The organism is Ureibacillus chungkukjangi, from assembly GCF_044795995.1.
GTDB lineage: Bacteria > Bacillota > Bacilli > Bacillales_A > Planococcaceae > Ureibacillus > Ureibacillus chungkukjangi.
This window is the reverse complement of record NZ_CP085009.1, coordinates 3,012,778-3,025,367: the sequence shown is the minus strand read 5'-3', so window position 1 is coordinate 3,025,367 and position 12,590 is coordinate 3,012,778. Positions and strand designations below refer to the sequence as shown.

At 38.4% G+C, this 12,590-nt stretch carries 10 protein-coding genes; 7 read left to right on the top strand and 3 right to left on the bottom strand.

Going from position 1 to position 12,590, the window contains the following annotated elements; all coding sequences use genetic code 11:
• Window positions 1-35: 35 nt before the first annotated feature.
• From LG296_RS15060 to LG296_RS15045, 4 genes are all read left to right on the top strand, one after another.
• Window positions 36-1,631 carry an ATP-binding protein gene (locus tag LG296_RS15060; RefSeq protein ID WP_404427142.1) on the top strand — a complete coding sequence of 532 codons (1,596 nt, stop codon included), beginning with the start codon at window positions 36-38 and terminating at the stop codon, window positions 1,629-1,631.
• Entirely contained in the window at window positions 1,628-2,311 is a 684-nt protein-coding gene (locus LG296_RS15055; RefSeq protein ID WP_404427141.1) for a response regulator, read from the top strand. Before LG296_RS15060 ends, LG296_RS15055 begins: the two co-directional genes overlap by 4 nt.
• Before the next feature lie 227 nt (window positions 2,312-2,538).
• A complete protein-coding gene (locus LG296_RS15050) occupies window positions 2,539-3,831 on the top strand; it encodes a CitMHS family transporter (protein WP_404427140.1) in 1,293 nt (430 codons plus the stop codon).
• Window positions 3,832-4,087: 256 nt separating this feature from the next.
• Window positions 4,088-4,288, top strand: coding sequence for a cold-shock protein (locus LG296_RS15045; RefSeq protein WP_107937808.1), 201 nt, complete (start codon window positions 4,088-4,090; stop codon window positions 4,286-4,288).
• 152 nt (window positions 4,289-4,440) lie between these two features.
• On the opposite strand, the gene LG296_RS15040 is transcribed toward LG296_RS15045, so the two are convergent.
• From LG296_RS15040 to LG296_RS15030, 3 genes are all read right to left on the bottom strand, one after another.
• Window positions 4,441-5,364, bottom strand: a complete 924-nt coding sequence (locus LG296_RS15040; RefSeq protein ID WP_404427139.1) for an SDR family oxidoreductase — start codon at window positions 5,362-5,364, stop codon at window positions 4,441-4,443.
• Window positions 5,365-5,415: 51 nt separating this feature from the next.
• The gene (locus LG296_RS15035) at window positions 5,416-7,407 is read right to left on the bottom strand and encodes a catalase (RefSeq protein ID WP_404427138.1); all 1,992 of its coding nucleotides are present in this window, start codon (window positions 7,405-7,407) and stop codon (window positions 5,416-5,418) included.
• A 301-nt stretch (window positions 7,408-7,708) separates the two neighbouring features.
• Complete coding sequence (locus LG296_RS15030) at window positions 7,709-8,785, bottom strand: CdaR family transcriptional regulator (protein WP_404427137.1); 1,077 nt, start codon at window positions 8,783-8,785, stop codon at window positions 7,709-7,711.
• A gap of 170 nt (window positions 8,786-8,955) precedes the next feature.
• Between LG296_RS15030 and LG296_RS15025 the strand changes: the two genes are divergently transcribed.
• From LG296_RS15025 to LG296_RS15015, 3 genes are all read left to right on the top strand, one after another.
• Window positions 8,956-10,083, top strand: a complete 1,128-nt coding sequence (locus LG296_RS15025; RefSeq protein ID WP_404427136.1) for a glycerate kinase — start codon at window positions 8,956-8,958, stop codon at window positions 10,081-10,083.
• Between the two features lie 12 nt (window positions 10,084-10,095).
• Window positions 10,096-11,442, top strand: a complete 1,347-nt coding sequence (locus LG296_RS15020; RefSeq protein ID WP_404427135.1) for a GntP family permease — start codon at window positions 10,096-10,098, stop codon at window positions 11,440-11,442.
• 658 nt (window positions 11,443-12,100) lie between these two features.
• The gene (locus LG296_RS15015) at window positions 12,101-12,493 is read left to right on the top strand and encodes a hypothetical protein (protein ID WP_404427134.1); all 393 of its coding nucleotides are present in this window, start codon (window positions 12,101-12,103) and stop codon (window positions 12,491-12,493) included.
• The last annotated feature ends 97 nt before the right edge of the window (window positions 12,494-12,590 follow it).

Genomic DNA, 12,590 nt, shown 5'->3' with positions numbered 1-12,590 from the left:
GAATAAAAGGAAACGAATATAAGAAGGTTGCTATTATGGTAAAAGTATCATTACATACAAAGATTCTGGGGCTTACGCTATCTCTAAGCTTCTTACTAATTCTTTTGTTAACATCGTATTATACATATATGAATAGCAAGCAAATCGTGGAGGAACGTGGTCGCTTAGCTTTAGAGTTATCTAAATCGATATCACTCATGCCTTCTATCATCGACGCCTTTGAATTGGAGGAACCTTCTGCTAGCATTCAGCCCATCGTTGAGGAAATTCGGCAGAAAACAGGGGCTGAATTTATCGTTGTCGGAAATAGAGAAGGTATAAGATATTCCCATCCAAATGAATCTGAAATCGGGAAAAGGATGATTGGTGGGGATAGTAAAAGAGCTATAGAAGATGGTGAATATTATATATCCGAAGCTCGCGGTTCACTAGGGCTTTCCATGAGAGGGAAGTCTCCAATTTTTGATGAGAATGGCGACATTATTGGTGTCGTTTCAGTGGGGTATTTAGTTGAAGACATTGAAAAGCAGATATTTAAGATTATATCTAAAGAGCTGGTTATTTCTCTAATAGCTTTGGTAGCATCCATTATAGGCAGTTATCTACTTTCAAAAAGTATAAGGAAAGATACTTTGGGGTTGGAGCCATATGAAATTGCCAATCTATATAAAGAAAAAAATGCCGTATTACATTCGGTGCAAGAAGGAATTTTGTCTGTTGATAGTAAAGGCATGATAGCATCTATGAATCAACGTGCTAAAAGTCTGCTAGGCATAAGTGGTTCTGTTCGTCATTCGAAAATTGATGGATTATTTCCATCAAGTCCATTATACGAAGTGTTGAAAACAGGTGAACCACAGTTTGACAAAGAAATGACATGGAAGGAAAAAACAATTATTGTAAGCTGTACACCAATTCTAGATGAAAAAAATGTTACAGGTGTTGTTGCTTCCTTCCGTGAAAAGACAGAAATCGAACAGATGATTAACACATTATCCGAAATGAAAACCTACTCAGAAGAGCTACGTGCACAGACTCATGAATTTACTAATAAACTATATGCACTCTCAGGCTTATTGCAGTTGGGTGAATACGAGGAAGCCATCAAAATGATTCAAGGCGAGACATCTGAACTGGAATTCCAAAATCAAATCGTCTTCAAACAAATAAAGGATACCAAAGTTCAAGTTATTCTATTAGGGAAATTAGGGAAGGCGTCAGAGAAAAAGGTTATATTTGAGGTTGAAGCACAGAGCTATATCGACAAACTTCCGGAACATATCAATCTTTCTCAGCTAACACTTATTCTAGGGAATATCATTGATAATGCGTTTGAGGCGGTCTATGGTACAAATTTACCAATCATCAAGTTTTTTGCGACGGATTTAGGAGAAGATATTATTTTTGAAGTGAGTGACAATGGAAACGGCATTTCGGATGAAGATATGCCTTTGTTATTTGAGCGAGGCTTTACTTCTAAAGAAGGCGAAAATCCTAGAGGGTATGGGCTTTCAAATGCGAACAGGACAGTAAATGAGCTAGGGGGCATCATAGAGGTGCAAAATGGGAAAGAAAATACTGTATTTACAGTGTATCTTCCTAAGAAACCTTTAGGAGGGGAAGAACGATGAACATTAAGGCGGTAATAGCAGAAGATGATTTTCGTGTAGCTGCGATTCATGAAAAATTCTTAGGGAATTTCAAATCAATCGAAGTTGTTGGGAAAGCGTTAAATGGGAAAGATACAATTGAATTATTGAAGGAGCATAACCCGGAACTACTTTTATTGGATGTGTACATGCCTGACCAACTAGGTACTGAACTATTGCCAATTATTCGGAAGCAATTTCCTCACATCGATATTATTATGATTACAGCTGCTACGGATAAAGAAGTTCTTCTAAATGCACTCAATTACGGTGTGGAGCAATTTTTAATAAAACCAGTTAAGAGGGAACTGTTTAATCAAACAATTGAGGAGTATCTTCAAAAGTTTAAGCTTATCGAATCAAAGCAGGAAGTAGATCAAGATTTTGTCAATCAACTCTTGAAAAAATCAACTGCATCGTCGTATGACACAAAGGAATCTAGTTTGCCGAAAGGAATCGACGAAATTACGCTAGTCAAAGTTTCAAATGTTCTAAAGTCGAGTGACTCTGGCTTGTCAGCGGAGCAAGTAAGCGAACAAATAGGTGCTTCAAGAATAACGGCAAGACGTTATCTTGAATATTTGATTACAGTAAAAGAATGCAAGGCTGAAGTGGTCTATGGTGCGGTGGGTAGACCGGAGAGAAGATATTATAAAGTATAATCAGATATAAAATCTTACTGAAGATTATTAGTGGGTACTCAAAAAATTATTGAGTACCCACTTTTTTTCAGCCAATATAAATAACTTTAGCGTGAACACAATGAACAAAACTTTCGAAATGTTCTTAAATTACATTATTTTGCAATCGCTTACAATATGCGATTTCTATTTTAATATTGATGTATGGGGAAACAGACTAGATTGCTAATTAGGGGGATGGTTTACGTATGCTTGCTTTATTAGGATTTTTACTGATACTTGTTTTTATGATTTTAATCATGTCAGGTCGTCTTTCTGCCATGATTGCTTTGATTATTATACCGATCATTTTTGCGGTCATTGGCGGATTTGGCAGTGAAATTGGTCCAATGATGCTAGAGGGTATTAAAAGTGTAGCTCCAACTGGCATTATGATATTATTTGCTATTCTATATTTTGGCACTTTAATTGACGCAGGAGTATTTGACCCAATTATTAAGACAATTCTTAAGGTTGTAAAAGGGGATCCGGTAAAAATTGCAATGGGTACTGCGGTTTTAGCCCTTTTGATTTCTTTAGATGGTGATGGTACTACAACTTATATGATTACGATTTCAGCCATGCTTCCACTCTATAAAAGAATTGGCATGAAACCGATTCTTTTAGCAGGGATTGCTGTTTCGGCTTCAGGTGTCATGAATCTTTTACCCTGGGGCGGCCCTACGGCAAGGGTAATGACTGCCTTAAATTTAGAAATGTCCGAAGTTTTCACACCAGTGATTCCTGCCATGATTGGTGGAGCTCTATTTGTAATTTTTATGGCGTTTATGCTTGGCCGACAGGAACGAAAAAGAATCGGAATTATCGAAGTAGATTTTCAAGCGATGGCTCAAATGGCAGCTACGGTTGAGGCGGATTACCTTAAACGACCGAAGTTGATAATCTTTAACTATTGCTTAACAATTGCACTTTTAGTGGCATTAATTACTGAGCTATTTCCACCAGTTGCGTTGTTTATGCTAGGATTTGCGATAGCTATTACTGTAAACTATCCAAATATTAAAGATCAGAAGGAACGTGTGGCAAATTATGCTGATAACGCATTGTCTGTAGTTTCAATGGTTTTTGCAGCAGGGATTTTTACTGGAATTCTTTCAGGTACTACAATGGTAGATGCTATGGCAAATTCAGTAATTCAGTATATTCCAGAGGCAATGGGATCACATTTTGCTGTAATCACTGCTATTCTTAGTGCACCATTCACATTCTTTATGTCTAATGATGCCTTCTACTATGGCGTGCTTCCTTTACTTGCTAAGGCAGGAGCCGTTTACGGGATTGACCCCGCTTTAATTGGCAGAGCGTCTCTGTTAGGACTACCAGTACATTTATTAAGTCCATTGGTTCCATCGACATATTTATTAGTTGGAATGGTAGGAGAAGATTTCGGGAAATTCCAGCGTATCTTCTTGAAGTGGGCGTTCGGTTCAACTGTAGTAATGATTGTTGTATGTATTGTGTTGGGCATTATTCCTTTTTAAAATTCTCGTGGGAAGAGCAACTTCTATAGGTTGCTCTTTATATTTATTTAATAAGAAGAAATAATGTTTATTTTATCTTTGTAACTATGCAATTGACAAATGCATTTTTAGGGTATATACTGTATTTAATAAGGTCCTCTATGGACAAGATCAATTCACCTATTACAAGAAGTAATCGTGTTTGTTCGCTACTTTTTGTAATAGGTGAATTTTTTTTCGGAATAGCTTATAATTTAATTTAATGGAGGTCATTTAAATGACACAAGGTACAGTAAAATGGTTTAACGCAGAAAAAGGTTTCGGTTTCATCGAGGTTGAAGGTGGATCTGACGTATTCGCTCACTTCTCAGCAATCCAAGGTGACGGATTCAAATCTTTAGACGAAGGTCAAAGAGTTGAGTTTGAAGTAGAAAACGGTCAACGTGGACCACAAGCTGCTAACATCGTAAAACTTTAATTTTTAATTAACATTTTACAATAGCGAAACTAGAGGAATCCTTTCAATAGGGTTCCTTTTTTTATGTCGTAAAGTGAATTTCGGATAGTGATTTCTACATTAAAAAACCAGAACAACTTCAAAGAGAAGCTGTTCTGGTTTTAAAATTGTTGTTACGCGAAAATCTGCCCACCATTTACATGAATAATTTGCCCTGTAACATAGTTAGAATCATCAGATGCTAGATATACATATGCAGGCGCTAATTCAAAGGGCTGACCTTGACGGTTCATAGGATTTCCAGCTTGTGGCACTTCTTCTGCAGAGAAGCTTGCTGGGATGAGTGGTGTCCACACTTTACCAGGTGCCACGGCATTGACGCGAATCCCTTTGCTCACTAAATTTTTGGCTAGTGCACGTGTCATCCCGACATTGGCAGCCTTTGTCATCGTGTAATCCATCAATTTGTCGTTTCCATCGAAGGCAACAACAGAAGCCGTATTAATGATTGAGCTACCCGATTTTAAATGCTTTAATGCTTCCCGAGTTGTATAGAAGTGGGAATAGATATTGACTTTAAAGGTTTCGTCGAATTGTTCGTCTGAGATATCTAAAAAGTCCTTTTGCTCGAACTGTACACCTACGTGATTTACCAGGATATCTAGCTGGCCGAATTTTTCTACTGTTTGTGTCACGATATCAAAGCATTGTTGTTTTTCTCTTAAGTCACCAGCTAATAATAAACATTTTTGGCCAAGCTCTTCAATTCTGGACTTTGTACGTTCAGCATCTGGTTCCTCCTGTGCACCAAAGTAGGAAATAGCCACATTTGCACCTTCTTTAGCGAAGGCAATAGCAGTAGCTGCTCCAATCCCACTATCCCCACCAGTGATGAGGGCAACTTTTCCTTTTAGTTTTCCGCTGCCGAGATAATTTGGATTTTCAATAATCGGTTTAGGCTCCATCAAATCCTCAATACCAGGCTGAGCATTCTGGGTTTGTTCTGGAACGGTAAGCGTCACTTCTTGCGTTTGTGTAACTTTTTTATAGTTCGGAATTGTTGGATAAGATTGTTCGTTGTTTGATTGATTTGTCATGCTTAACTACAACCTCCTAAGATTAATGCAAATGCTTTACTTTGTTATTAATTAGCCAATTGCCTTTGCACGATTCCAATGACGACCAATTCGTAGTGCCTCTAGGAAGGATTCCACCGTTTGCACAACGCCTTCATCACCAGGGATTGTTATTGGGTTTTGCATATCAGGTGCAACTAAAAAGGCAAGAGTCTTGTAATGGTTATACGTTTCCTCGATAAAATGGTTTAACTTGTTTTGAGCTTTTGGTTCATCAAATTTTCCTGCTACTATAATGCCGTCATAAAGAACAGGAGAAGCTGTATCCAATGTATGGTCAACATCAAAGTTTAGGATTGCTTGTTGTTTATCACTAACTAATTCAACCGCTACTTTTTTAGCCTTTAATGTATCGATGATTGCCCCTAGATTTTCAGTTTTCTGATTGACAATAATGGCAACCTTTTTCGTTTCAGTTGAGAAGATAGGGTTCACAAACTGGCTAACTGCTGGAGAAGTTTTAGTTGTCTCAACAGGCTGAGTGATTTTTGGTGGCTGAACGCCGACATTCATCGCGAGCTGTGTTGCAAGCTCTACATCTACGTTTGCAAACATCTCAACTACCTGCTGACGGATATCACGACGAGCGACTTTTCCGACCTCAAAGCTAAAGGCTTTTAGGATATGGTCTTTTTCAATATCCGTCATACTTAGCCAGAACATACGGGCTTGTGAGAAATGATCCTCGAAGGATTCACTTCGTGCACGAACCTTCATACCTTCTACTTTTTCTTGGTAGTGCTCGTAGCCACCTTCGCTTGGTGGAACAGGAGCAGGGGTGTTTTGCTGAATCGAATTTTTATGATAGCTTACTGGGCCGACATTAATCGTTTGGCGTCCATATCCGTCTCGTTGATTGTTATGGAATGGGCAAACAGGGCGATTAATCGGCAGCTCATGGAAGTTTGGTCCGCCTAGACGAATCAATTGAGTGTCTGTATATGAGAATAAACGTCCTTGTAATAATGGGTCATTTGAGAAATCAATACCAGGTACAACATGGCCTACATGGAAGGCAACCTGTTCTGTTTCAGCAAAGAAATTATTAACGTTATTATTTAAAGTCATTTTCCCTAAAATACGAACTGGCACTTCTTCTTCTGGCCAAATTTTTGTTGGATCTAGAATATCAAAATCGAATTTGAATTCATCCTCTTGGGCAATCAGCTGAACACCTAATTCATACTCAGGGAAATTCCCTTGCTCGATATTGTCATACAGGTCACGACGGTGGAAATCCGGATCTTTTCCGGCAATTTTTTGTGCTTCGTCCCACACTAGAGAGTGCACTCCTAATTTTGGCTTCCAGTGGAATTTAACAAAATGAGCTTGTCCTTCTGCATTGACGAAACGATATGTGTTTACACCAAAGCCTTCCATCATTCGGAAGCTACGAGGAATGGCACGGTCCGATAGATGCCACATAATCATATGGGCACTTTCCTGATTGTTGGCGATAAAATCCCAGAACGTGTCATGAGCACTTTGAGCCTGAGGGATTTCGTTATGAGGCTCTGGCTTTACCGAGTGGATGAAATCAGGGAATTTAATGGCATCCTGAATAAAGAAGACAGGAATATTATTGCCGACTAGGTCGTAATTTCCTTCATCTGTATAAAACTTTGTTGCAAATCCTCGTACATCACGCACAGTTTCTGCTGAACCCCTAGACCCTGCAACTGTTGAGAAACGAACGAAAACAGGCGTTTGCTTGCCTTTTTCTGATAAGAATTTGGCTTTCGTAATGTCACTTGCATCCTCATAGCATTCGAAAACACCATGTGCAGCAGTTCCTCGAGCATGAACGACACGTTCAGGAATACGCTCATGGTCAAAATGCGTCATTTTCTCACGGAAGTGGAAATCCTCCATAATAGTCGGTCCACGGGAACCAACTTTTAACGAATGCTCATCCTCCGAAACCTTTAACCCTTGATTGGTAGTAAGCGGTTGATTACTGTCGTCTGATTTAAATTGATCTAACTGTTGTTGTTTTTTATTCACGAAAAAATCTCCTCCAGTCTATATAATTCTTTACAATATCGGTATTCCTTAGTATTGGATTAGATAAACTGAGACATAAGTAATGGTTATTGACCGAGAAGGTAAAGTAACCTTGATGTAAAACAGACTGGAGGAATTTTTTTGTAGTGAGAAATAATATTTTGTACCTAGTATAAAACTGCGGTAAATGAAAAAGCCCCCGTTTCCAAATGGAAAGGGAGCTGGAAATAATAGAAGCTTTAAAGAGCGCAAAAAAAATTAAAGGGGAATTACTCTTCTCGAAATTTTCCGAAAATAAAACTCATCGCTGATTACTCAGCATTAACGCTAATTTCAATAGAAAGGCATCCTTGAAATTTTGCGGCTGGTAGCCAGTGAGCTCGTGTATTTTATTTAATCGATAAGTAAGGGTGTGCCGGTGAATTTGTAGGCGATCTGCACATATATTAATTTGAAGGTCGCTTTCAAAAAAGGCTTCTAAGGTATGCAGCATTTTCTCACTAAGCCCTAACAAAGTCTTCTGTAGGAATTTCTGAACGTCATGATCATTCTTATTCTTAAGCAAAGTATAAACCTCTATTTCCTCAAAAAAGGTATCCTGTTTGAACTCTAGTGAAAAGGTAAGTGCTGTTTTGGCACCATTAAAGCCATAGCTCAGCTCACTTAAGGAATTTACGATAGGACCGATTCCCATATAAATCGCTAATTTTTTTCGTAGCTTAGCCAGCTGATTTAAAATATCCCTCAGCTGTTTGACAGCGTCCCCACACAAGCAAATGTAATATTCATTTAGCTCCAATTGACCAAAAAGAATAGGTTGTTTATAAAAAATATTTTCTAGGTTGATGGCCAAAGTGTTCGATGAATGATTTCCCTCCTGCTTTAGTAATATTATTTGAAACGGCTCCTTCAATAGGAAGGGAAGCTTATGTATTCGTTCCATAATCGTACTGTGCATCGGCTCATCCTCAATCAAGGCTTTAAAGATGAAGTCACCATTTTTTCGCTGCCATTCACTTTCACTTTCTGTTAGTACCTGATGGACCATCATTTCTGTTGTCAATTGAACTAAATTGGCTATTTCACTCAATTCATTTGGGTTACCAGTTATACCAATGACCCCAATAACCTTGTCATGATATCGAATCGGCATATTGACGCCTGGCTTGCAATTTTGAAATTGACTGGAGAGCTTTTCGTCAATGAGAAGTGGCTGGCCGTTCCTCACAACCTCTATGGCACCTTCATGTATCAAATCAATTCGTTCCTTATCTCCAGAAGCTAAAATAACACCGGTTGGACTTATAACATTAATATTATGATGCAGTCTTAACATGGTTTGATCGACAATTTCCTCAGCTAGCTTAATAGATAACATTTTATACACCCCGTATAAAAAAGATACTGTACTAATACAGTTATATTGTACACCTAACATAATGCAAATTTCCATAGATTCTCAGTATAATATTTGTAAGCGCTTAACTTATTTTACTAGAAAAGTATTTATGCAATATAAATAATCGGTTATACGAAAGGAGCGAGAGGATGAAGGTTATTATTAGTCCAGACTCTTTTAAAGGTACGTTAACAGCACTTGAAGCAGCACAAGCAATAGAAAAAGGCGTAAAACAAGTAAATGAAGACGTGGAAACGATTCTGATGCCGGTGGCTGATGGCGGAGAAGGAACAGTAGACGCATTGGTGTTAGCAACGAATGGCCACTATGTGAAAACAACTGTACTAGACCCATTAGGACGAGAAATTGAAGCTTCATTTGGCGTACTGGGGAATCAGACGACTTGTGTCATTGAAATGGCTTCCGCTTCAGGGATTATGCTGTTGCATAACAATGAACGGAACCCTCATGTAGCCTCAAGCTATGGTACAGGGCAATTGATTAAGTATGCATTAGATCAAGGGTTTCGAGATTTTATCATCTGTATTGGGGGGAGTGCCACAAACGATGCAGGTGTTGGAATGCTCCGAGCACTTGGGCTTCGTTTACTGGACCGAGATGGACGTGATGTACAAAAATCCATCGATGGCTTGTTTGACATAAGAAAGTTAGATTTTACGAACTGGGATGCTAGATTAGCACATAGCAAAGTTGCAATTGCCTGTGATGTCGATAATCCATTAGTTGGTGAAAAGGGTGCATCGGCCATATTTGGTCCACAAAAAGGCGTTCAAGAGGGTGAAGTTATGTACTTTGACCAGGCGCTGACTTACTTTGCAGATGTTGTTGAGAAAGAAAAGGGAATTCGTCTGCATGACTATAAGGGAGCTGGTGCTGCTGGTGGGATGGGTGGTGCTTTAATCGCCTTCCTAAATGGAGAGTTTCAACAAGGAATTCAGCTTGTTCTTGATGTCATGAAGTATGGCGAAAAAATTCATGGGGCAGATTTTGTCGTCACTGGGGAAGGGAAATCGGATCGTCAAACGTTGTATGGGAAAGCGCCTTATGGAGTTCTAGAATGTGCAAAGGAATCCGGGATACGGACTGTGCTACTTTCAGGCTGTATCGAAGAAAGTGATAAAGAGCAATTAGCTGAGCACTTCCAATATATTTTTTCCGTAGCGGGAGATTCGATTTCAACTGAGAAAGCGATGTCAGAAGCAGCAAGCAGTTTAACGCAAAAATCTTATGAAGTGTTTCAAAAATTAGTTAACTAAGGGGGAAAAGGTATGTTGTTCTTGATTATTTTATTAGGGGTATTATTTGTTGTATTTGCAACGGCAAAGCTAAAGCTTCATCCATTTTTAGCATTGATTCTGAGCGCATTCTTTGTAGGGATTGCATCAGGCATGCCATTGTTAGATGTTGTATCTAATATAACTGGCGGTTTTGGAAGCTTAATGACAAGTATCGGGATTGTCATCGTTGCCGGTACAATGATTGGTGTAATTTTGGAACGTTCAGGTGCTGCCCTTCGTATGGCAGAGGTAGTACTTCGAGTAGTTGGGCCGAAACGTCCACAGCTGGCAATGACAATTATCGGATATATTGTATCAATTCCAGTATTCTGTGATTCTGCATTTATTATTTTATCAAGCTTACAGAAATCATTAGCAAAACGTGCAAAAGTAACAGTAGCTTCTATGGGTGTTGCATTAGCAACTGGTTTATATGCAACACATGTTTTAGTACCACCAACGCCAGGTCCCATTGCGGCAGCTGGTAATATTGGGGCATCCAATTATTTAGGAACAGTCATTATCGTCGGGTTAATAGTAGCCATTCCTGCTGCATTTGTCGGATACTTATGGGCTGTGAAGGTAGCGTCTAAAATTCAAGTACCTCTAGATCAGGAAGAAGCAATGGATTATGATGAAGTAATCAAATCCTTTGGTGAAATGCCTTCTACATTTAAAGCGTTTCTTCCTATCGTATTGCCAATTATTTTAATCGGTATGGGTTCAGTGGCATCTCTAGTAGGTGATCCAGAGTCTGGCATCAATATGTTCTTTAGATTTTTAGGTAGCCCAGTAGTGGCATTACTTTTAGGTGTATTTGCAGCATTCCCATTACTGCCGAAGTTGAATGAAGAAACATTAACAGGCTGGATTGGGGATAGCTTAAAGGATGCAGCGCCAATTTTATTAATCACGGCAGCAGGTGGATCATTTGGTACAGTTATTAAAGAAACTGGTGTAGGTGACCTGCTTCAGCAAATGGATTTAGGTGCATTAGCAACAGGTTCACTGTTCTTGCTTGTTCCATTCCTGATTGCAGCAGCTCTTAAAACAGCACAGGGTTCATCAACAACGGCTCTTGTCATCACATCTACTTTAGTCGCGCCTATGTTAGTAACAGCCGGCGTAGAAGGTGCACTTCCATTAGCCTTAGTCGTAATGGCAATCGGTGCTGGTGCAATGACTGTTTCCCACGTAAACGACAGCTTCTTCTGGGTTGTTACACAATATAGTGGGATGGAAGTAACGCAAGCCTATAAAGCACAAACGATGGCGACACTCCTACAAGGTGTCACAACGATTGTATTTACGATTATTTTATGGTTGATATTTGTATAACTAGTTAGAGCATACTTGCATATATAAATGCAGGTATGCTTTTTTACTTTTTTAGTTCATCAAAATTCTGTGGAGGAAGTGCTTCGATTCTTCCATGGCTTCATTGTAGCGAGTGATTACATAAGGCATTTAATTGATGATTTTGGCTCTTAATTGTAAGTACCAATCGAAAGTGAAATAAGCGTAGATTTTTCGGTTATCTGCCGAGTAGGGCTCTATTGTAGGGGATATAAGGGGAAATTTTCCGCCTAAGCAAAGAAAAAACCTATATTTCCTCTTATTTTGAGTTGATAGGGGGAATTTCTCCGTTTATTTAAGCTATTTTTACTACTAATTTCAGATTAAGCGAAATTTTTCCGCTTATTTATGTGGAAACTTAAGATGCAAGCCTTCTTCTATGAAAAAAGGAATTGTGCCTTTTTCAATTATAGAAACAATACTATGCAGGGGTGTAGGTACCAGTTAAGAAAAAGATGATTTTCATACATCCCAAGACCTAGTTTGAATTAGAACTAAGGTCCATTAACAGGAATTTATCCGCAACGTAATATGGAAATATAAGGAATTGTGTAGCTGTAGTAATGTGAATATAATGATGATTTTGTTTTGTGAAAATTGAAATGATACAAAGTAAGAAAATGAAAAAGGAGTTTTGATTATGGTCAAAAGACTTTCTCTGTTACTGATAATTTCTTTATTAGCTATTGTTGCTTTTTTATTTGCTGCTAAAAATCCAACAGGTCCTAATACTGTTTCATTTGATGAGCCACTAAATCTGGTGATGTCTCTCGTTATATTGATAGTACTGTTATTACCACCAGTGATTTTATCGTTTTATAATCATCTTGTACTAAATATTATTTCTGCTATATATCAAGCTTTGATAGTATTGACCTTTCTAGGGCTTATAATAGTAGGCTTTGTCATTCCTAGTAGTTTAATAATTACTATTGGTGCTCTAGGCTCAATTGTTGGTATTGGCAGTATCATTATGACTTTAGTAGACGGGGTAAAGGCAGAAGATTCTGTAGCTAAAAAAAGTACAGCGTAAATAATTATCGTTTTATAAAATCTTTGAATAGTTCTATATTATAAACAGTTCATATCAATCTTCATAATTGGGCGCGATTCTTGAGTAGAATTGCGCC